The 22,017-nt window shown below is 72.9% G+C and carries 15 protein-coding genes; 9 read left to right on the forward strand and 6 right to left on the reverse strand.

Features of this window, described 5'->3' with window-relative positions:
- Window positions 1–10: 10 nt before the first annotated feature.
- The 3 genes from B085_RS0116660 to B085_RS0116670 all read right to left on the reverse strand — a co-directional run bounded on the left by B085_RS0116660 (window position 11) and on the right by B085_RS0116670 (window position 5,719).
- Window positions 11–1,492 carry a DUF5719 family protein gene (locus B085_RS0116660; protein WP_018559703.1) on the reverse strand — a complete coding sequence of 494 codons (1,482 nt, stop codon included), beginning with the start codon at window positions 1,490–1,492 and terminating at the stop codon, window positions 11–13.
- A complete protein-coding gene (locus tag B085_RS0116665; protein WP_018559704.1) occupies window positions 1,489–5,244 on the reverse strand; it encodes a glycosyltransferase family 2 protein in 3,756 nt (1,251 codons plus the stop codon). The genes B085_RS0116660 and B085_RS0116665 overlap by 4 nt, the downstream gene beginning before the upstream one ends.
- Window positions 5,245–5,455: 211 nt before the next feature.
- Window positions 5,456–5,719 (reverse strand): WhiB family transcriptional regulator, encoded by a 264-nt coding sequence (locus B085_RS0116670; protein WP_018559705.1) that lies wholly within the window; start codon window positions 5,717–5,719, stop codon window positions 5,456–5,458.
- 601 nt (window positions 5,720–6,320) lie between these two features.
- Here B085_RS0116670 and B085_RS0116675 point away from each other — a divergent pair.
- From B085_RS0116675 to B085_RS0116690, 4 genes are all read left to right on the forward strand, one after another.
- Window positions 6,321–6,830, forward strand: a complete 510-nt coding sequence (locus B085_RS0116675; protein ID WP_018559706.1) for a cysteine dioxygenase — start codon at window positions 6,321–6,323, stop codon at window positions 6,828–6,830.
- A 25-nt stretch (window positions 6,831–6,855) separates the two neighbouring features.
- Complete coding sequence (gene cofD / locus B085_RS0116680) at window positions 6,856–7,827, forward strand: 2-phospho-L-lactate transferase (RefSeq protein ID WP_018559707.1); 972 nt, start codon at window positions 6,856–6,858, stop codon at window positions 7,825–7,827.
- Between the two features lie 32 nt (window positions 7,828–7,859).
- Window positions 7,860–9,128: a coenzyme F420-0:L-glutamate ligase gene (locus B085_RS0116685; RefSeq protein ID WP_106434966.1), complete on the forward strand. Its 1,269-nt coding sequence runs from the start codon at window positions 7,860–7,862 to the stop codon at window positions 9,126–9,128.
- An 81-nt stretch (window positions 9,129–9,209) separates the two neighbouring features.
- Window positions 9,210–9,599, forward strand: a complete 390-nt coding sequence (locus B085_RS0116690; RefSeq protein ID WP_158689755.1) for a hypothetical protein — start codon at window positions 9,210–9,212, stop codon at window positions 9,597–9,599.
- Between the two features lie 488 nt (window positions 9,600–10,087).
- Here B085_RS0116690 and B085_RS0116695 read toward each other — a convergent pair whose 3' ends face one another.
- The 3 genes from B085_RS0116695 to B085_RS0116705 form a co-directional block, all read right to left on the reverse strand.
- A complete protein-coding gene (locus tag B085_RS0116695) occupies window positions 10,088–11,065 on the reverse strand; it encodes a hypothetical protein (protein ID WP_018559710.1) in 978 nt (325 codons plus the stop codon).
- Window positions 11,066–11,235: 170 nt separating this feature from the next.
- The gene (locus B085_RS0116700; protein ID WP_026251107.1) at window positions 11,236–12,318 is read right to left on the reverse strand and encodes a nucleotidyltransferase family protein; all 1,083 of its coding nucleotides are present in this window, start codon (window positions 12,316–12,318) and stop codon (window positions 11,236–11,238) included.
- A 64-nt stretch (window positions 12,319–12,382) separates the two neighbouring features.
- Window positions 12,383–13,972, reverse strand: coding sequence for a peptidoglycan recognition protein (locus B085_RS0116705; RefSeq protein WP_026251108.1), 1,590 nt, complete (start codon window positions 13,970–13,972; stop codon window positions 12,383–12,385).
- Window positions 13,973–14,088: 116 nt separating this feature from the next.
- Here B085_RS0116705 and B085_RS0116710 point away from each other — a divergent pair, with 116 nt between their 5' ends.
- The 5 genes from B085_RS0116710 to B085_RS42675 all read left to right on the forward strand — a co-directional run bounded on the left by B085_RS0116710 (window position 14,089) and on the right by B085_RS42675 (window position 22,006).
- A complete protein-coding gene (locus tag B085_RS0116710; RefSeq protein ID WP_018559713.1) occupies window positions 14,089–14,841 on the forward strand; it encodes a TIGR03089 family protein in 753 nt (250 codons plus the stop codon).
- 129 nt (window positions 14,842–14,970) lie between these two features.
- Window positions 14,971–16,209 (forward strand): LCP family protein, encoded by a 1,239-nt coding sequence (locus tag B085_RS0116715; RefSeq protein WP_018559714.1) that lies wholly within the window; start codon window positions 14,971–14,973, stop codon window positions 16,207–16,209.
- A 120-nt stretch (window positions 16,210–16,329) separates the two neighbouring features.
- A complete protein-coding gene (locus tag B085_RS0116720; RefSeq protein WP_018559715.1) occupies window positions 16,330–18,153 on the forward strand; it encodes an LCP family protein in 1,824 nt (607 codons plus the stop codon).
- A gap of 54 nt (window positions 18,154–18,207) precedes the next feature.
- Window positions 18,208–19,875 (forward strand): LCP family protein, encoded by a 1,668-nt coding sequence (locus tag B085_RS0116725; protein WP_106434957.1) that lies wholly within the window; start codon window positions 18,208–18,210, stop codon window positions 19,873–19,875.
- Window positions 19,876–20,080: 205 nt separating this feature from the next.
- Window positions 20,081–22,006 (forward strand): LCP family protein, encoded by a 1,926-nt coding sequence (locus tag B085_RS42675; RefSeq protein ID WP_018559717.1) that lies wholly within the window; start codon window positions 20,081–20,083, stop codon window positions 22,004–22,006.
- The last annotated feature ends 11 nt before the right edge of the window (window positions 22,007–22,017 follow it).

Genomic DNA, 22,017 nt, shown 5'->3' on the forward strand with positions numbered 1-22,017 from the left:
ACGGGAACCGTCAGCGGTTCAGGATGGACAGGTCCTCTTCGGACTCCGGGACGGCGACCAGACCGCGGTCGTCAGGCATCGCCTGGATGGTGAACATGGGGACGCCGCCCTCCGGCAGGGCGAGCATCCGGGAGGCGTAGACGGGGCCGCCCGAGGCGGGTTCCACCGTGACGGCGAAGGAGCCCTTGCCCTCCGAGGGGGCGGGCGGCGACAGGACCACCGTCGTACCCCGCTTGACCGGGACGTTCTTGGTCACGGGCTCGCCGCCCTTCGTCGAGGCGGAGGTGACCACGCGCACGGTGGCGTCGCCCTCCGGCGCGGTGAGCGCGAGCGTCGAGCCCTTCGTGCGGTTGTCGGCGGCACTGGCGCGGTCGCCGACGGGAGCGGTGGCGGGCAGGAAGGCGGTCTCCTGGTTGGCGCCCTTGCCGCGGGTGATCCGCAGCGCGGCGACGACGGGGGCCGCGTCGGAGGGGTCTGTCGGGCTCAGCACGAGTGAGCCGGCCTCGCCCTTGGTGAGGTCGCCGAGGTCGACGGCGCTGGTCATACCGCTCTTGACGTGGACGGTCTCGTGCCCGGCGGGGGTGATCTCACCGCCCGAGGAGGCGAGCCGCAGCTTGAGGTCGGCGTCACTGTCGCCGGTCGCGAAGACCACCAGGCGCACGTCGGAGGCGTCGCCGGGGATACCGGGCATGACGGCCCCGGGGGCGGGGTCGGTGGAGGCGGGCAGCCAGTCGCCGCCGGCCTTGGCGTCCTCGGCCTCCACCGTGGCGCCGACCCGGCCGCTGCGGGCGCTGACGTGCAGGGTCAGGGCGTCGGACTTCTCCGTGGTGAGCGTGGAGAGCAGGACGGGGACGGTCGCGCCCGGCGGCACCGTGATGCCGTCGGTGGTGCTGGTCTTGACCTCGCCCTTGTCACCGTAGAGCCGGAGGTCGACGACGGCGGAGTTCTCGTCCGGGTTCGTCAGGTGGACGTAGTCCTGCCGGTCGGCGCCGGTGCTTACCCCGGGGAACCAGAACTCGCTGTCGGGCACGGCGCAGGAGGTGCCGAGCACTGCCCGGGCCGGGCCGGCGTCCACGACCGTGGTCTGCTGCACGGTCCAGCCGGGGGCGAGCGCCCCGTCGGCGGTGCCGATGAGGGCGGGCGCGTCGGCGGTCTCGGTGACCGCGGTGACCGGTTTGCCGGCCTCCTTCAGCGGTGCCACCGGCTTGCGCTTGGCGGCGGCCTTGCCGTCCTGGCCGGCCGCGGCCAGCAGGGCGGCGGTGCCGCCCGAGCCGGCGGAGTCGCCCTTGGGCGTGAAGGCGGTGTACGTGGTCGAGGCGAAGTCCGAGTCGGACGGCGCCGGGCAGGCCAGGGTGGACCGCTCGACGGGCAGCCGCGCCGCGCTCACGGCGGGCGCCGCGTCCGGGGTGCCCGCGCCGGTGACGGTGGCGACGCCGGCGACCGCGGCCAGGGCGGCGGTGACGCCGATCAGGGAGAGGGTGCTGCGGTTCACTGCTGGTTGCTCCCGTCGCGGCGGTAGCCGTCCGTGTCGTACCCGTCCGTGTCATAGGTGCCGTAGGGGGCGTACGAGGCGTCGTAGCCCTGGGGCTGCTGCGGCTGCTGGGCCTGCTCGTAGCCCTGCCGGTCGTAGCCGGCCTGCTGGGGCTGCTCGCCGTAGCCGTACGGGTCGTAGACCTGCTCCTGCGGCTGGGCGGGCTGCTCGTAGCCGTAGGTGCTCTGGTAGTCGGCGGCCCACTGCTCCTGGCCGTACGGGTCGTCCTGCTGGGGGGCGGCGGCGTACGGGTCGTACTCGGCGTACTGCGCGTACTCGGCCTGCTCGGGGGGCGCCGGCTCGGCGGCCCGGGGCTGGGCGGAGGCGTCGTCGGTCTCCTCCTCCCCCTCGGCCTCGGCCGCGGCGCGCAGCCGGCGGGCGCGGCGGCCGTCGGCGCCGCCCTGCGCCGGGATGTCGGCGGCGGCCGCCGCCATGGGCACGGCCTCCGCGTCGGGCAGGTCGTCGTCGACCTCGCGGCGCCGGCCGGGCAGGGCCATGACGACGAGCACCAGGCCGAGGAAGCCCTGGACCCACAGCCACACGGTGTGCGTGAACGGGTCGTCGTAGACGAGGTCGAGCCGGCCGCCGCTGCTGGGGAGCCGGAAGCCCTGGGCCCAGCCGTCGACGGTGGTGGCGGTGAGCTCCTTGCCGTCGAGGGTGGCGGTCCAGCCGGGGGCGGCGCGGTCGGCGAGGCGCAGCACACGGCCGTCCGCGCCGGCCGGGATGGTGGTGTGGGCCTCGACCTTGCCGGAGGCGACGGTCACGGGGCCGGCGGGGGTGTCGGCGTCCTCACCCGTGCCGCCGTCCTCGCCCTTGCCGGAGGGCTCGACGATCGTGACGCGCGCGACGTCGTCGTCCACCCGCCACAGGGCGCTGCCGTCGTCCTGGCTGAGCCGGGACAGGCCGGGCGTGCTGTCGAGGGTGCGGCTCACCTCGCGCGGGGCGCCGCTCTGGACGAGGACGTAGCGGACGGCGTAGCCGCCGAGCTGGCTGGCCTGGTCGGCGCCGGAGCCGGCCACGAGGTTCCCGACGATCTTGGCGAGCCGGGCGTCGCCGCTGTCCGCGGCAGCGATCTCGGCGTCGCCGAGGCGCGCGCCGGCACCCCGGACCAGGGCGTACGAGACATGGGCGGGCGTGCCCGAGACGACGAGGGTGCGGGCCTGGTCGCGGGTGGTGCTCTCCTCGGCGACGAAGGCCGGCACCTGGGTCGGGTCGCGGCGCTCCAGCGGGCCGTCCGCGCCGCCGGCCATCCAGCCGACGGCGGCGGCCAGCGGGGCGAGCACGGCGGCCAGGGCGACGAGCGCGGCGACCGGCTGGCGCCAGCCGAAGCCGGAGGCGGCGAGCCGCTCCTTGGCGCCCTCGGCGCCGACCGCGGCCGCGGCGAGCAGGGCGAAGCCGTAGACCAGGGTGGCCGGGCCCGCCCAGGCGGTGGTGTTGGCGAGGACCGCGAAGACCAGGCCGGTCAGGGCGCCCGCCCAGGCGGTGACGATGGCCGCGCGGCGCTCGGCGCGCACCAGTGCGGCAAGTGCCGCCAGCACGATGCCCGCGAGCAGGAAGCCGCCGGTGGCGCCGGGGCCGCCCGGGTTGATCAGGAGGAGGTCGGTGGCGGTGGCCGACCTGGCGCCGAACGGCAGGCCGGCCTCGTCGAGGAAGCGCCGGGGGTGCGTCAGCAGCCCGAGCGACCAGGGCGCGAGCACCACCATGGGGGCGCCGAGGACGGCCAGGGCCCGCATGGCCAGCGGGACGAGCAGCCGGCCCTGTCCCCGCACGACGCGGGTGGCGACGGCGACGCCGACGAGTACCAGTGCGATCAGCCAGGTGATGGGGGTGAACGCGGTGGTGATCGTCAGCAGCAGCGCGACCGCCCAGGCGGCGCGCCAGCCGGGTCGCTGACCGCGCTCGACGGCGTCGGCGGACATCCGCAGGCCCGCGGCGGAGACGGCGGCGCGGGCCATCAGCGGCAGCAGGACGGCCAGGACGGCGGTGCCGAGCCGGCCGCCGGCCAGGGCGCCGGTGGCGGCGGGCAGGAACGCGTACGCGACAGCGCCCCAGGCGCGCAGCAGCCGGGAGTCGACCAGCGGCCGCGACACGAAGTAGGCGCTGAGGCCCGCGAGCGGCACCGAGGCGACCAGGAGCACGGTCAGGGCGAGGCCGGAACTGCCGAGCAGGATGCTCGACAGCGTGGCCACGAGCGCCAGGTAGGGCGGCGCGGTCTCGGTGCTGCCGGCGCCGAGGGAGTGCCAGCCGCCGAGGTACGAGCCCCACAGGTCGGAGGCGTCGCCGGCGGCGGGAAGCAGCGCGCCGCCGGACAGGGCGCCGCCGCCGAGCAGGGCGCGGCAGGCGATGAGGGAGAAGAGCAGCAGGACGGCGAAGAGCATCGGGGCGGGCTGCCGCGCGATGCGCTTGAGCAGCGCGAACTGCTCGACGTCCATGTACTCGCCGTCGTCGTCGCCACCGCTGGGACCGGACTCCAGCCCGCCGCCGTGACGTCCGGCGGAGGACGCGTCGGCGGCCGCACGGCCGGACACGTTGCTGACGACCTGCTCGACGGTGGCCCGCAGGGTCGCGCCGGGCGGCGGGAAGAGCGGCCGCAGCTCGGAGGGCGGGACGACGGCCCGGGAGCGCCGGTGACGGGCGCCGAGGAGGCGGCCGGGGCGCAGCAGGACCGAGAGCAGGCCGGTGATCTCGTCGACGGCCTGTCCGGGGACCTTGCCGACGAGGTAGGCCAGGGTGCGGAGCACCGTGCCGAGCACGATGCGCGCGAAGACGTAAGGGAGCTGGACGCCGCGGGTGTTGGCCAGCAGCGTGTAGACGGCGCCCGCCTTGTCGACCCGGTGCGGGTTGACGGCGGAGCGGCCCGCGCAGTCGACGGGGCGGCGCTCGCGGGAGGCCGCCTCGGCGTGCCGCAGGACGGCGTCGGGGGCGACGAGCACGGTGTGGCCGGCGGACTGGGCGCGCCAGCAGAAGTCGACGTCGTCGCGCATGAGGGGCAGCCGGCGGTCGAACCCGCCGAGGTCCTCCCACACGTCGCGGCGCACCAGCATGCCCGCGCTGGAGACCGAGAGCACCTGGCGGACCTGGTCGTGCTGGCCCTGGTCCTGCTCGCGGCGCTCCAGCCCGGTCCAGCGGCGGCCGCTGCGGGCGATGGAGACGCCGACCTCCAGCAGCTGGCGCCGGTCGTACCAACTGCGCAGCTTGGGGCCGATGATCGCGGCGGAGGGCGAGGCGTCGGCGACCTTCAGGAGGTTGAGGAGGGCGTCCGGGGCGGGCTCGCAGTCGTCGTGCAGGAGCCACAGCCACTGCACGGGTTCGCCGTGCGGCTGGTCCGGCTCGTCGTAGGCGTCGTCGTTCCAGGTGCGGGTGGCCGGGTCCCAGCTGCTGCGCCGGCCCAGGTAGGGCAGGTGCTCCGCGGTAAGGGGCTCGGCGGCGCGCACGCACTCGTCGACGGCGGCGCCGAAGCCGTTGCGGCGGGCGAGGTGCAGGACGCGGTGGTCGCCGAGGCTCTCGGCGAGCAGCCGGGCGGAGTCGTCGGCGCTGCCGGTGTCGGCGGCGATGACGTCCTGGACCGGGCGGTCCTGGGAGACCAGACCCGAGAGCGCGTTGGGCAGCCAGCGGGCACCGTCGTGGGCGACGAGCACGGCGGTGACGACGTGGCGCGGGAACTCCGGTGCCTGGGCGGCGTATTGAGTCCCGGCAGAACTGTTCACGGACATCGAGGTTCGGGCCCCGGTTCGCTGGACTTCGGACGACGCCTTGGGCGTCTCGGACGGGCCCCCACACTAACGGTTGCGGGAGGCGGCCCTTCCGGGTCCGGGGCACATATACCGACGAAGCCTGCCGTGACGGACGCGAACCGGGCGGGCGCCGTGCGTTCGCCCCCGTGGGGTGCCGTACGGTCGCCGGCCGGGTGCCGGGGACGGGGCCCTACACGACACCCTTCTTCAGCCGCCGGCGCTCACGCTCGGACAGGCCGCCCCAGATGCCGAAGCGCTCGTCGTTGGCGAGGGCGTAGTCGAGGCAGTCGGAACGGACCTCGCAGGCGAGGCAGACCTTCTTGGCCTCGCGGGTGGAGCCGCCCTTCTCGGGGAAGAAGGACTCGGGATCGGTCTGCGCGCACAGCGCGCGCTCCTGCCACCCGAGCTCTTCGTCGGCCTCTTCGGCCAGCAACAGCTGGAACAGCTCGGTCATGCGCGCCCCTCGTCTGTTTTCGCGTCCCCGTGATGTTGCCGTTACCTGCGACGGTCGAACGACACGAGTGAAATTACAAGTGTGCCGATACGGGCCAGTCAAGCCGAGATCTGCTATTGGGCCCGTTATTCACCCTGCGGAACCAAGGCCTGACAGAAAGTGTTCAAATCAGCCCAAATGTCCGCGTACGTCAACCGCGCTCGACGCCCTTCGGGGGTGGCGATCACGATGCGATCACGAAAACACAACGACGTTTCACGAGGAGACGTTCCTGCGCACCCGTGTGGTTGCGTCGGCACTTTTCCTGGGCCTTCTGTGCGCAAACCTTTCACCACACCGAATAGCCGGATCAGGTGAAAGATTTACGACAAACTCGACATCAAGTTGACAGGCCACCGAGGAGCCGGTGTGCTAGGGCGCATGCCAGTGACCCACGCGCCTACCCGGACCTGCCGCCTCGGCGAGTTCCGTCGTGCCGTGGAAGCTCACTGCCGCTGTTCCAGCTGTTGCCGCTGAAGACCCGTCCGAAGGTCTCTTCCCAGCCCGCACAGCCTCATGCGCATGCCTGACGCTCCTCATCCCGTAGGAAACTCCCGCACCCATGAACAGCGACGTCTCGATCGCCGGCGACCCACTCGCCATCCCTCACCTCCTCCCGCCGGTTCCCGCCTACCCCGTCACCGTCGCGGAATTCGCCGGACTGGCCCGCACGATCGCGGCGGACCGCGCCCGTTGGGCGCCGCGCGTCCGCTACGACGCCACCACCCGCTGGTACGACCGCCTGGAGACCGGACCCGGGTACGAGGTCTGGCTGCTCAGCTGGGTGCCCGGCCAGGGCAGCGGGCTGCACGACCACGGCCGCTCCTCGGGCGTACTGACAGTCCTCGACGGCGAATTGACCGAGCGCGCCCTCGGCGGCAACGGCGAGACCCGCCGTTCACTCCTGCCGGGCCACCAGCGGGTGTTCGCCCCCGGTTACGTCCACGAGGTGGTCAACGACTCCCTGGAGGGGGCGGTCAGCCTGCACGTCTACTTCCCGGGCCTGACGGAGATGACCCCGTACGCCTGCACCTCCGGGAAGCCGGCGGCGAAGGGGACGTTCGCGGGCTGACACGGCGGACTGTCAGACTGTCCGCATGCGAATCGTGGTACTGGCCGGCGGCATCGGAGGAGCCCGTTTCCTGCGCGGCCTGAAGGCGGCGGCGCCGGAGGCGGACATCACCGTCATCGGCAACACCGGCGACGACATCCACCTGTTCGGCCTCAAGGTCTGCCCCGACCTCGACACCGTCATGTACACCCTCGGTGGCGGGATCCACGAGGAACAGGGCTGGGGCCGCGCCGACGAGACCTTCACGGTCAAGGAGGAACTGGCCGCCTACGGCGTGGGGCCCGAGTGGTTCGGTCTCGGCGACCGCGACTTCGCGACCCACATCGTGCGCACCCAGATGATCGGCGCGGGCTACCCGCTCAGCGCCGTCACCGAGGCGCTGTGCGCGCGCTGGAAGCCCGGCGTGCGGCTGATCCCCATGACCGACGACCGGATCGAGACGCACGTCGTCGTCGACGACCCGGACGCGGGCCCCGGCGGCGGGCGCAAGGCGGTCCACTTCCAGGAGTACTGGGTGCGGCTGCGGGCCTCCGTCCCCGCGTACGCGGTACTGCCAGTCGGCGCGGAGGGCGCCAAGCCCGCGCCCGGCGTCCTGGAGGCGATCGGCGAGGCGGACGTCATCCTCTTCCCGCCGTCCAACCCCGTGGTCTCGGTCGGCACGATCCTGGCCGTCCCCGGCATCCGCGAGGCGATCGCCGAGGCGGGCGTACCGGTGGTGGGCCTGTCCCCCATCGTCGGCGACGCCCCGGTACGGGGCATGGCCGACAAGGTGCTGGCGGCGGTCGGCGTGGAGTCCACGGCGGCGGCGGTCGCCGCCCACTACGGCTCCGGGCTGCTGGACGGCTGGCTGGTCGACACCGTCGACGCCGGGTCGGTGGCGGAGGTCGAGGCCGCGGGCATCCGCTGCCGGCCCGTGCCGCTGATGATGACGGACCTGGACGCGACGGCCGCGATGGCCCGCGAGGCGCTGACGCTGGCCGGGGAGGTGCGGGCGTGACCGCCTCCTACCGCGTGTGGGCCGTCACCGGCATGCCCGAGGTCGAGCCCGGCGCCGATCTCGCGAAGCTCGTCGCGGCGAGCACGGCGGAACTGGCGGACGGCGACGTCCTCGTCGTCACCTCGAAGATCGTCAGCAAGGCCGAGGGGCGCGTCCTGCGCGCCGCCGACCGTGAGGCGGCGATCGACGCCGAGACGGTACGGCTGGTCGCCCGGCGCGGCCCGACCCGGATCGTCGAGACGCGGCACGGCTTCGTCATGGCCGCGGCCGGCGTGGACGCCTCCAACACCGCCCCCGGCACGGTGCTGCTGCTGCCCGAGGACCCGGACGCCTCCGCCCGCGCCATCCGGGCGGGGCTGCGGGAGGCCCTCGGCGTCAACGTCGGCGTGGTGGTCACCGACACCTTCGGGCGGCCCTGGCGCGAGGGCCTGACCGACGTCGCGATCGGCGCGGCCGGGCTGCGCGTGCTGGACGACCTGCGGGGCGGGACCGACTCGCACGGCAACGAACTGGCCGTCACCGTCACGGCCCTGGCCGACGAACTGGCCGCGGCCGGGGACCTGGTGAAGGGCAAGTCCACCGGATCGCCCGTGGCCGTGGTCCGGGGCCTGGACCGTCTGGTGCTGCCCGCGAGCGACGACGGCGACGGCGGCCGCGCCCTCGTCCGGGCCGCCGCCGACGACATGTTCCGGCTGGGCACCTCGGAGGCCGTCCGCGAGGCCGTCTCCCTGCGGCGCACGATCCGCGACTTCACCGGCGAGCCCGTCGACGGCGCGGCCGTGCGGCGCGCCGTGGCCCTCGCGGTCACCGCGCCGGCGCCGCACCACACGACGCCGTGGCGCTTCGTGCTGCTGGAGTCGGAGCAGGCGCGGGTCCGGCTGCTGGACGCCATGCGCGACGCCTGGATCGCGGACCTGCGCCGCGACGGCCGCAGCGAGGAGTCCGTCGCCAAGCGCGTCCGGCGCGGCGACGTCCTGCGCCGCGCGCCGTACCTGGTGGTGCCGTGCCTGGTCGCCGACGGGGCGCACGACTACCCGGACCAGCGGCGGTCCGCGGCCGAGCGCGAGATGTTCGTGGTCGCCATGGGCGCGGCCGTGGAGAACTTTCTGGTGGCTCTGGCCGGTGAGCAGTTGGGGTCGGCGTGGGTGTCGTCCACGATGTTCTGCCGTGACGTGGTGCGCGAGGTGCTGGACCTGCCGCAGGACTGGGACCCGATGGGTGCCGTCGCCATCGGCCGGCCCGCCGTGCCGCCGAAGGAGCGGCCGGGGCGGAGCGCGGAGGCGTTCATCGAGGTGCGCTGAAGCGCGGGCGCGGACTCGTTCACCGGCGAAGACGGGCGGCTCGCCGCCCGTGTGCCGTGGTCTCCTGTGCCCATGGCGGGCATGAGCATCACCGTGTGTCTGCCGGGGGCGGCAGCCGACCAGGTGGACGAGGCGGTCGCCGGCGCGATGGCGCCGTTAGGGATCGACGGCACACGGGAAGGGGAGCGGGACATCTGGGACGCCTGGTACATCACCGGCGGCCAGGCGAATGGCGGGGGGTTCAACGTCCTGCCCGGCCATGAGCGGGATCCGAGACTGATCCGGTCGCGCCGGTGGGACAGGAAGTCCGAGAGGCTTCCCAACGACTTCGGCTGGCGCGCGGGCGGGCCCCGTGAGCTCCTCGACTTCTCCGCGTCGCACGAGGAGGCACGCCGCCTGGCGGAGGCGGCCTGGCGGCGGTGGCACGAACTGGCGGCCGAACTACCGCCGGCCGACCCGTGGAAGGTCTAACGCGACCGCGCGGAAGCCGAGTTCGGGTGATACGACGGCGCGCAGGTATCGGCCGAATACCGTGCCCAGCCGCTCGTGCGGGCCTTCGACGCCTACCTGCGGACGTTGCCGACCCAGCGCTTTTGGTACTGGTTCCTCCAGGGGCTGGACCCGGTCGAGGATGTAGGACGCAGCGAGCGGGAGACGTTCGTGGCGGGTCGCATACGCGCTGCGCAGGCGCAACCTCCTCACGCTGAACGGCTGGTGGTACGAGGACGGCGGACCGGGGATCCATGGGGAGTGCCACGGTCCCGCGACCTGCGCGCACGACGGGCACGGGTGCCTCCATCAGCCGCGCCTCGTCCAGAACGCCTGAGCCGCCGGCGGAGCAGGAGCGCGTCGACGGTTACCTGTTGGACCTTCCCGGGGACACGCTTTTGGTCAACGTGAAGTGCCACGTGTGACGCGACGGACGTGGCAGAGGGACCCACGCGCGCCTCGCGGGCTCGTCACAGGGGCACGATGTTGCCCGGGGCCATGCGCGGGGCGCGGCGTGGGGGGCGGCGGCCGGTGAGGAGGATGAGGCGGGCGGCGCGGTGGCGCTGGCCGGCGTAGGGCTCGAGGAGTTCGAGCATGACGGCGTCGTCGGAGCGGTGGGCGCCGGTGAGGGCGTAGCCGACGGTGTGCGGCAGGTGGAGGTCGCCGACCGTGATCGCGTCGGGGTCGCCGTTGCTGCGCTGCAGGGTCTCGGCCGCGGTCCAGGGCCCGATGCCGGGGACGGCCTGGAGACGGGCGAGGGCCTCGGCGGAGGCGAGGTCGGTGGCCTGCTCCATGCGGGCGGCGGCACGGGCGGCACGGACCGCGGCGGCGGAGCGCTTGCCGTCGACGTTGGCGCGGTGCCACTCCCAGGAGGGGATCATCGCCCAGCCGCGGGCGTCGGGCATGACCCGCATGCGTAGTTCCTCGCCGGGGCCGGGGGCGGGCTCGCCGAAGCGCCACAGCAGGACCCGCCAGGAGCGGTAGGCCTCGTCGGAGGTGACCTTCTGCTCGAGGATCGCCGGAATCAGGGACTCCAGCACCAGACCGGTACGGGTCAGCCGCAGGCCGGGGTTGCGCCGGTGGGCCTCGTGGACGACGCGGTGCCGGGCGGTGAAGGCACCGGGGTCGTCGGCGTCGCCGAGCAGGCCGGGGAGGCGGTCCAGCAGCCACTCGGCGCCCGGACCCCAGGCCTCGGCCTCGATCTCGCCCCCGGAGGGGCGGGCGATACGCAGGGTTCCGGGGCCCTCGGGGGTGCGCGAGGCGCGGTAGAGCGCGCGGTCGGCGCCGACGCGGAACGCGGGGTCGCCGGGGCCGCGGCGCAGGGGGCCGAGCGTCAGGCCGAGGTCCAGGGGGCCGCGCGGGGTCCAGCGGCGGGTGCGGCCGGGTGTGCGGGGGGCGGGGACGCGGCCGGCCGCGGCGCGGAGGAGTCGGGTCTGCTCGGGGTGCACCCTCCGAGCCTACGGCGTGCCCCGCCGGGCTTCGGGACCTTTCGGGGCCTCCGGGGCTCGGGCTGCCGCGCGCTGCGGCACGTCGCTGCGCGGGGCGCGGATACTGCTGCCGGCCCCGGGTCTCCGGGGGCCGGTGGGCGGCGTGCGCCCACCGGCCGGGCCCGCGGCGGCTACTGGTCGGAGGAGAAGCGGACCGCGCCGTCCGGAATGACCGCGCCGCACCAGATGCGCACGCCGTGCCGCAGTTCGTTGCCGGCGCCGATGTGCGCGGCGTCACCGATGACCGATCCGTGGACGACGGTGCGCTCGCCGATGACCGCGCCGGCGCCGATGAGCGAGTCCACGACGGTCGCGCCGGGGTGAACGACGGCGCCCGCCAGGATCGTGCTGCCCTCGACGACCGCCCCGGCGCCGATGACGGCGCCCGCGGAGACGGCGGTGCCGCCGGTCAGCTTGGCGTCGTCGGCGATCCGGGCGCCCTCCAGGACGAGACGTTCGCCGCAGCGGCCGGGGACTGCCGGGGAGGGCGCGTGGCCGAGGACGAGGTCGGCGGAGCCGCGGACGAAGGCGTGCGGGGTCCCGAGGTCGAGCCAGTACGTGGAGTCGACCATGCCCTGCAGATGGGCGCCGTCGGCGAGCAGCCCGGGGAAGGTCTCGCGCTCGACGGATACGGCGCGGCCGGTCGGGATGGAGTCGATGACGGAACGGTCGAAGACGTAGGCGCCCGCGTTGATCTGGTCGGTGACGATCTCCTCGGGCGTCTCCGGCTTCTCCAGGAACGCGGTGACGCGGCCGGTGGCGTCGGTCGGCACGAGCCCGAAGGCGCGCGGGTCCTCGACCCGGGTCAGGTGGAGGGAGACGTCGGCCCCCGAGTCGCGGTGGGTGGCGACGAGTCCGGCGATGTCGAGGCCGGTGAGGATGTCGCCGTTGAAGACCAGGACCGGGTCGCCGGGCGCGGAGTCCAGGCGGTCGGCGACGTTGCGGATGGCGCCGCCGGTGCCGAGCGGCTCGTCCTCGGTGACGTACTCCAGACGCAGCCCCAGCGCGGACCCGTCGCCGAAGTGCGGCTCGAAGACCTCGGCCAGGTAGGAGGTCGCCAGGACGATGTGCTCGACGCCCGCCGCGCGTGCCCGGGCCAACTGGTGGGTGAGGAACGGGACACCGGCCGCGGGGACCATCGGCTTGGGGGTGTGCACCGTCAGGGGGCGCAGCCTGGTGCCCTTGCCGCCGACCAAGAGGATCGCTTCAGTCACCTGTTTTTGTCTCCGCTTCCTGGCGGGCCGAACGCATGAGCGGCCAATCCTATGCAGGGTGCGATCAGCGGCCCTGGAGCCCCGCCGCGGTGCGGCGGATGATGCCGAGATCGTCGTACAACTCCGTTCCTGGGCATTGCGTGGCGAATCCGTCCCGGTGGCCCGAGATGACGTTCATGCGGACCCGCGTACCCTTCGGGTACCTGTTGCTCCCTCCGGACACCAGATATGTCATGCCCTCCGGGTTGTGGCCGTAAATTCCGAGTTTCCACGCGGCGAGCCCGGCGACGGCCGTCAGGGCCTCGCGACTGGGCTCGTCCTCGGAGTAGTCGCCGAGCACGGCGATGCCCATGGTGTGCTCGTTGAAGCCGAGGGTGTGCGCGCCGAAGACGGCCTTGGAGACGCCGCCGCTGCGGCCTTCGTAGATGTTTCCGCACTTGTCGACGAGGAAGTTGTAGCCGATGTCGCGCCAGCCGCTGCTCTTGACGTGGTAGCGGTAGATACCGCGGATGACCGAGGGGGAGTCGGCGCACTCGTAGTCGTTGCCGGTCGCGGTGTGGTGGACGAAGATCGCGCTGACGGCGTCGGTCAGCTCCGAGTCCTCGCTGCGCAGTTGCTCGTCGGCGCCCCAGCCGAAGCGGGTGATGATGCGGGGGCGCCCGCCGGTGAAGCGCTGCCCGGTGAGGGCCTCGGTCTGGGAGCGGCTGAGCGCGGGGACGAAGGGGGACTCGACCGGGGTGCCCGAGGTGTCGCCCGGGTCCGCGGCGTTGTCGGTGGTGGTGCCGTCCTGCGGCTGGCGGCCGCCGAGCGGGTAGCCGCCCTCGCTGGGGCCGACACCGTCGAAGGGGTCGACGCCCTCGGAGGGCTCGCCGCCGCCGGAGGGCTCCCCCGGGAACGCGCCGTCGCCCGCGGGGCCGTCTGTCGTACCGTCACCGCGCGGGACGCCACCCCCGGGGCCGGTGGGGCCGGCGGGGCCGGCGGGGCCGGCGGGGCCGGCGGGGCCGGGGTCCAACGCGGCGTCGGGGTCGAGGTAGCTGCCTCCCAGGTCGCCGCCCAGGTCGCCGCCCAGCTCCCCGCCGGGCCCGTCACCGAGGCCGTCACCCGGTTCGTCCCCGGGGTCGACCATCTCCAGCCGCAGCCCCTTGGGCAGGCCGGGCTGCACCCCGCGCCTGCCGCCGGAGGGCGCCTCGGGCACGACCCGTACCTCGACCCCGTCGGAACGGCCCACCCACAGCGGGGAGGTCGAGCCGCGCACCGCGCCGGCCGAGCCCTCGGACGAGCCGGCGTCGGGGGCGTCGTCGCTGTGCGCCTCGACGGTGCGCCACTTCGACCAGGTCCCGGTGCCGGTGGCGCGGGTCCTGACCTGGACGGTGCCCCTCAGGTCGGTGCCGACGTCGTCCCAGGTGATGCCGATCATGGAGAACGGCTGCACGGCGCGGGCCGGCAGCCCCTGGGAGAGCGGGGCGCCGACGGCCCGGCCGGACGTGGCGAGCGGGGCCAGCGGGAGGGTTCGGGTGGCGCCGGGGGACGTGTCGGGGGTGGCCGCCCGCACCGGCACGTGAACGGTGGCGGTGGCACCGGAAGGAAAGGCGAGCGGCAGGGCGAGGGCAGCCATGCACGCCGCGGAGATCGACGTCGCAAGAAGTGCACGCATGGGATGAACAGTTACATAAGGCCCCAGAACGCGCAGCCGGGATCTGACGGGCTGTCCTGTTCTGCCGGGTCATCAGCCGCGCCCGCGGCGCGCCTGCCTGACGTAGCCTGGGCCGCGTGACATCGACTGCCCGCACACCCGCCGACCTGCTGCGTTCCGCGCTCTCGGTGGACCCCGCCCGGCCCCTGGTCACCTTCTACGACGACGCCACCGGCGAACGCGTCGAACTGTCGGTGGCCACCTTCGGCAACTGGGTGGCCAAGACCGCCAACCTCATCCAGGACGAACTGGGCGCCCAGCCGGGTGACCGGGCGGCGCTGCTGCTGCCGGCGCACTGGCAGACCGCGGTATGGGTCCTCGCCTGCTTCTCCACCGGCGTGGTCGTGGTGCCCGGGGGCGACCCGGGCCGTGCCGACCTCGTGGTGTCCGGCCCGGACACGCTGGAGGAGGCCCGCGCCTGCTCCGGCGAACGGGTCGCGCTGGCGCTGCGCCCGCTGGGCGGCCGCTTCCCGCAGCCGCCTGAGGGTTTCCTCGACTACGCGGTCGAGGTGCCCTCCCAGGGCGACCGCTTCGTCCCGTACGCGCCGGTGGACCCGGACGCGCCGGCGCTGGAGCTGCCGGGCGGGGAGGAGCTCACCGGCGCGGAGGTGACCGCGCGGGCCCGGACGTCCGCCGCGGCCCTGGGGCTGACGGCCGGGGCGCGGCTGCTGTCGGGCCGGTCGTACGACGACTGGGACGGTCTGGCCGCCGGGTTGCTGGCGCCGCTGGCGGTGGACGCCTCCGTGGTGCTCTGCCGCAATCTGGACCGGCTGCCCCCAGCAGACCTGGACAAACGCCGGGAGAGCGAGCGGGTCACCCACACGGCGTAGCCGACCGCAGGCCCGCCGCCCCCGGCAGTCTCGGACGGATTTGAACAACTCCGCACAACCGAGGGCGGGATTGAACGGTCTTTATAGGTGACCTGATCATCAGCAGCACCTGTAAGGACGGGCCCGGACGTGACCACGCCAGCCGATTCGCCGGAAGCCGAGGACACCCCTCCCGCCGACGACACCCCTCCCGCCGAGGCCCCGCCGAGGAGGCGCCGCCGCACCTGGCTGCGCGTCCTCGCGGTGGTCGTCTCCCTGGTGCTGCTGGCCGGGGCGGGGGTCTCCTGGTACCTCTACAAGCAGCTCGACGGGAACATCCGGACGGACACGGACACCGCCCACGAACTGATGCGGGTGAAGTCCGAGCGGCCCAAGGTGCTCCCCGAGGCGACCACCGCCGAGAACATCCTGCTGCTGGGTTCGGACAACCGCGGGGACGGCAACGGCAAGTACGGCCAGGACACCGGCACCCAGCGCTCGGACACGGCGATACTGCTGCACCTGGCCGCCGACCGGAAGAGCGCGACGGCGGTCAGCCTGCCGCGCGACCTCATGGTCGACATCCCCTCCTGCCGGCGGCCCGACGGCAGCATGACCAGCCCCCAGCTCGCCCAGTTCAACTGGGCGTTCGAGTTCGGGGGCACGGCCTGCGCGATCCGTACGGTGGAGAAGCTGACCGGGATCCGCGTCGACCACCACCTCGTGGTGGACTTCAACGGCTTCAAGAAGATGGTCGACGCCGTCGACGGCGTCGAGGTCTGCGTCCCGCACGCCGTGCACGACGAGGACGCGCACCTGGACCTGGAGGCCGGCCGGCAGGTGCTGAAGGGTGAGCAGGCCCTCGGGTACGTCCGGGCCCGCAAGGGCATCGGCGACGGCAGCGACACCCAGCGGATGGACCGGCAGCAGCAGTTCCTCGCCTCCCTGGTGCAGAAGGTCGACTCCACGGGGGTGTTGCTCAACCCCGCCAAGCTCTACCCGCTGCTGGACGCCGCGACCTCCTCGCTCACCGCGGACGAGGGCCTCGACTCGCTCGCCGAGCTGTACGAACTGGCGCAGAGCCTGCGCAAGACGCCGACCGACCAGGTGCGTTTCCTCACCGTGCCGCGGCGCCCCTACACGGCCGACCCCAACCGTGACGAACTGGTGCAGCCCGCTGCGGACGAACTGTTCACGACCCTGCGCGAGGACGGGCAGGTGACGGTCGAGGGGGACGAGGACTCCGCTTCGGGCTCCGCCCGCCCGACGGACCGCGGAACCTCCACCGCCCCTCCGGCATCTCCCACACCGTCGAGCCCGGCGAGCGCCTCCCCGTCGTACCGCGGCACCACCGCCGACCGCGATGTGTGTGACGGCAGCGGGGATTGAACAGTTTGTCCAGTTGTAGGGGAGCGTAATTTGTCAGCCGCGGGCGTAGACGCTGAACTGTGGGGTTAGTGTGAGCGATCCGGCCTGTTGCAGCGGCCGAGACGGAGGACTCGATCGACCGTGGACACGCAAGGCCGTAGGCAGCACGTCGACCCGGCGGATCAGTGGGTTTTCGATCCCGAGACGGGCAGCTACCAGTTGCGGCTGGACCCGCCGCAGCAGCCGGAGCGAGGCGTTCCCGCGCAGGGTGCGGGCCGGCGGGCCCAGCGCGTCCAGCCGCAGGGCGGCGGCCGCGCACGGCCGGGCCGTTCCGGCGCCGAGGACGAGGGCCACGGCGCGGTGGGCGGCCGCTCCGCCGACGGCGGCCGTACGGCGGGCGCCGGGCGAGCAGCGGGCAACGGCCGGGCGGCGGGCGGCGGAAGGACGGCGGCGGGCGGCCGTGCCGCCGGCGGCGCCAGGGGCGAGGGCGGCGGCCGGGCGGCCGCACGCACCAGCCGGCGCCGCCCCAAGTCGCGGAAGTCGGCCAAGAAGCGGGCCCTGATCTGGACCGCCGGCACGCTCGGGGTCGTGGTCATCGCGGCGTGCATCGGCGTCTACGCGCTGTACCAGCAGCTCAACGGCAACATCAACGCGATCGACCCGGGCATCGGCTCCAAGAACGCCACGTCCACCGGACCGGTCAACATCCTGGTCATCGGCACCGACAGCCGCAAGGGACTGAAGGGCAAGTACGGGGACTCGGCCAACGTCGGCCACGCCGACACCACGATCCTCTTCCATGTCTCCAAGGACCGCTCCAACGCGACGGCGCTGAGCATCCCCCGCGACATCATCACCGACATCCCGGACTGCCCGACGAAGCAGCCCGACGGATCCACGAAGATCATTCCGGCGGAGAGCGGCGTCCGCTTCAACACCAGCCTGGGCCAGTACGGCCGCGACCCGGGCTGCACGATGCGCACCGTCAAGGCGCTGACCGGTATCACCCCCGACCATTTCATGATGGCCAACTTCGACGCGGTGAAGGACCTCTCGACGGCGGTCGGCGGCGTCGAGGTGTGCCTGGCCAAGGACATCGACGACCCGGACTCGCACCTGAAGCTGGCCAAGGGACGGCACACCGTCGCCGGCGAGCAGGCGCTGGCCTTCGTCCGCACCCGGCACAGCGTCGGCTTCGGCGGGGACCTGAGCCGCATCGAACTGCAGCAGCAGTTCCTCAGCTCGATGATGCGCAAGATGAAGTCGGGCGACACGCTGACCAGTCCGACGAAGCTGCTCAAGCTGGCGAACACGGCGACGAAGGCGCTCACCGTCGACACCGGCATCGGCAGCGTGACCAAACTCAGCGAGCTGGCCAAGGACCTGAGCCGGGTCAACACCAAGAACATCACCTTCGCGACGGTGCCGGTGATAGACAACCCGGCCGAGAAGGTGCACACCACGGTGGTGCTGGACGAGACCAAGGCGCCGCAACTGTTCAGCATGGTCAAGGACGACGTCTCGCTGACCGAGGTGAAGAAGAAGCAGAAGGCGTCCGACGCGGCCAAGCTCAAGGGCCCCAAGGCCGACCCGATCAACGTACGGGTCGAGGTGCTCAACGGCAGCGGGGTCTTCGGCGCCGCCCAGGACACCGTCAACTGGCTGCAGAACGACGAGGGTGTCAGCCGCTCCACCAACGGCGGCAACGCGCCCGCCGAGGTGAAGAAGACGACGCTGGAGTACGCGCCCAACCAGGCCGACCAGGCACGCCGGCTCGCCGCGATGATGGGGCTGCCGGCCACCGCGCTCAAGCAGGGCACCGAGGACGCCGCGCCGCGCGCCAACATGACGCTCACCCTGGGCAAGGACTTCAAGCAGGCGGGCACGCCGATCGCCACACCGACGAAGGCGCCGGAGGGCATCCAGAAGGTCGAAGCCGACGACAAGAGCGTGTGTGCCAAGTAGCCGCCCGTTACGGGCACCAGGGTCGACAGGGGTATCAGGGGTGGGGACCGGACGATGACGGACAGTCGTGTGCGCGATCTCGGCTGGGACGACAGCCTCTACGACGACCACCCGCGGGACGGGGCGGAGCGGCGGGGCGCGGACACGGGACGGACCCCGCTCCCGGACCCCGAGGACGACGGCGACGACGGCGCCGGGCCGCCGCGCGGCCCGCGGCCGAAGCGCCGCGGACGCCGGATCGCCCGGTGGACCGCGATCACCCTCGCGGTGCTCATCCTCGGGACGGCGGGCGCCGGTTACGCGTACTACGAGCACCTCAGCGACAACATCCGCAAGGGGAAGCGGAACAGCGGCGACAGCGACGTGGCGAAGGCGCCGACGAACGCGATGAACGTCCTGCTGCTGGGCGCCGACGGCCGTAATTCCGCGGAGAACCTCAAGCTGGGCGGCGCCAAGTACACCAAGGGCGATCCGCCCCGCGCCGACGTGATCATGCTGCTCCACATCTCGGCCGACCGCAGCAACATGTCCGTGGTGAGCATCCCACGCGACACCCGGGTGCCGATCCCGGAGTGCACCGACCCGGAGACGGGCAGGAAGTTCGCCGCCACCACGCACGCGATCATCAACGAGAGCCTGATGCGCGGCGGTCCCGGCTGCACGCTCGCCACCGTGCAGAACCTCACCAAGGTCTACATCGACCACTGGATGACGATCGACTTCGCGGGTGTGGTGAAGATGGCCGATGCGGTCGGCGGCGTCGACGTCTGCGTGCGGCAGCCCGTGTGGGACCACCCGACCCCGCAGCAGCCGGGCGGCTCCGGGCTGAAGCTGAAGGCGGGCACGCAGAAGATCACCGGCAAGACGGCGCTGCAGTGGCTGCGCACCCGGCACGCCTTCGAGAGCGACCTCGGGCGCGCCCGGGCGCAGCACATGTACATGAACTCGATGGTGCGCGAACTGCGCTCGCAGAACGTCTTCACCGACGCGGGGCGGCTGGGTGACCTCGCCGAGGCCGCCACCAACGCGTTGCAGGTGTCGGAGGAGATAGGGACCCCGAAGAAGCTCTTCGACCTCGGGATGCAGCTCAAGAGCGTCCCGTCGGACCGGATCACGATGCTGACCATGCCGCCCGTCACGGACACCGAGAACGACCAGCACTACATGCCGGACCCGGTGGCCGCCCCCAAGGTGTGGTCGCGGCTGGTCCACGACCTCCCCTTCGACGACAAGGGGAAGAAGAAGGCGGAGAAGAAGCCCGTCGAGTCCGGGCCGGCCGCCCGGCCCGCCGCCGACGTCCCGGTCGCGGTGGTCAACGGCACCGCGGGCGACGCCGCGGGCACCCCCGTGAACGGCCGGGCGGGCGTCCTCGCCCAGGCGCTGGCCGGGAACGGCTTCGGGCAGGCGAAGGCGGTCGGCACGGCGCAGCCGTCGGCGGCCAGCGTCATCGAGTACCCGGCCGCAGAGGGCGCGCAGGGCCGCTCGGACGCACTCGCCGTGGCGAAGGTGTTCAAGCTCCCCGCCGGCGTTGTGAAGGAATCCTCACATGTCGGCTCCGTCACACTCGTCGTGGGCGCCGACTGGCGCGACGGAACGGTCTTCCAGGGTGCCGCCGACGACGACGGTACGCTGCCCAAGAGCGCCGGGGCCCTCAACGGAGCGAATGATTCAGCCTGCATGGACGTGTACAGGCCATATCGCTGGGATCCCGATTTGGGGTAGTGCGCACGATCGCTTTACACAGCCGATAAGAAACCAAAGCGTTGACCCCGTCGCGGTTTATGTATCGTGACCTCCAACCATTCGCGAGCAGGGCTGTTCCGGTCCCACAGGACTTCGACAGTCGCAGAGCTGACAATCACCCACGATCCGAGCGCCGCGGCGCAGCCGGTGACCGTAGGTACCAGCGCGTCATGGGAGGGCCCACATGCGCCACGGCAGCATCCCCGGAGGGCGGAACGCCCCCTACGATCCTCACGAACCCGGATGGGGCGACTCTCCGTACGGTAACGGTCACGGGCAGCAGCCGTACATCCCGCAGCAGCCCGGCTACCCGCACCCGACGGTCCCGCAGCAGCCGCAGCGCGGCGGCTACCGCCCCGAGGAGCCGCAGCGCGGCGGCGGGTACCCGCAGCAGGACGCGTACGCGCCGTACCAGCAGCCCGGCCGCGAGGCCGCGGGCTACGACACCGGGGGCTACGGCGACGACGGCCACGGGGCCGAGTACGGCGGCTACGAGGACTACGGGCACGAGGCGGACGACGGTACGTCCACCGGCACCCTGACCGCGGCGCAGAACGACGGGGCGGACGACGACGGACACGACGGGTACGACGGCCACGACGGCGCAGGCCGCCGCGGCACCCGCCGCCGCAAGAAGGGCAAGAGGCGCGCCCTGCGCTGGGTGGCGATCGTCACGTCGGTGGCGATACTCGGCACGGCCGGCGCCGCTTACGCGTACTACCAGCACCTCAACGCGAACATCAAGAAGGACGCGCTCAACCTCGGCGACAGCCAGGCCGCCAAGAGCAAGGCGAACGCGGCGGGCCAGACCCCGCTGAACATCCTCCTCCTCGGCTCCGACAGCCGGGCCTCCAAGGCGAACCAGAAGCTCGGCGGCGCCAAGGCCGACGCGGACCGCAAGCCGCTCGCCGACGTCCAGATGCTGCTGCACGTCTCCGCGGACCGCAGCAACATGACCGTGGTCAGCATCCCGCGCGACACCCGGGTCACCATCCCCAAGTGCACCGACCCGGACGACGGCCACGTCTACCCCGAGACCACGACGGACACGATCAACACGAGCCTCCAGCACGGCGGTCCCGGCTGCACCGTGGCCACCTGGGAGAAGCTCACCGACATATCCATCGACCACTTCATGATGATCGACTTCGCCGGCGTGGTCTCCATGGCCGACGCGGTCGGCGGCGTCCCGGTCTGCGTCAAGGGGAACGTCTGGGACAAGAAGTCCGGGCTCAAGCTCACCAAGGGCGACCACACCATCAAGGGCCAGCAGGCCCTGCAGTGGCTCCGCACCCGGCACGGCTTCGAGGACGGCAGCGACATCGGCCGTACCCACGCCCAGCACATGTACATGAACGCGATGGTGCGCCAGCTGAAGTCGGGCACGAAGCTCACCGACCCGGGCAAGCTGACCGGCCTGGCCGAGGCCGCCACCAAGGCGCTGACCGTCGACACCGGCCTCGGGACGGTGAAGAAGCTCTACGACCTGGGCAACAACCTCAAGGGCGTGCCCACCGACCGCATCACCATGACGACGATGCCGTGGGGCGCCGACCCGCAGAACCCGACCGCGCACGTCGTGCCGACCGGCGCGGCGACCAAGCTCTTCACGCTGCTGCGCAACGACCAGGCCGTGGACGGCAAGGCCGCCAAGAAGAAGAAGGCCGACAAGTCCGCCACCACCGCGAAGCCCTCGCCCAAGGACGAGATCGCGGTGACGGTCCAGAACGGCACCGGCAGCGCCACGACGCCCGCCGTCTCCGGCCGGGCGGGCACGGTCACGGAGAAGCTGAAGGCGCTGGGCTTCACCCAGGCCGAGTCCGACTCCACGCCCCAGTCGCAGTCCGGCAGCACGATCACCTACGCGGGCGACGACGACAAGGCGAACGCCCTGGCCGTGGCGAAGGCGCTGAAGCTGCCGGCCGGCGTGGTCAAGAAGTCCTCCTCCGCGGAGGGCATCACGCTGGTGATCGGCGCCGACTGGACGGCCGGGGCGACGTACCCGGCGGCCAGCAGCACCGACACCAAGGAGGTCCTGGACAGCGCGAGCGCGCTCAACGCCTCCGACGACTCGGCGTGCATGAAGGTGAACCCCTACTACAACTGGTAGGGGTTCACCCC

The organism is Streptomyces sp. BoleA5, from assembly GCF_000373665.1.
Classification (GTDB): Bacteria; Actinomycetota; Actinomycetes; order Streptomycetales; family Streptomycetaceae; genus Actinacidiphila.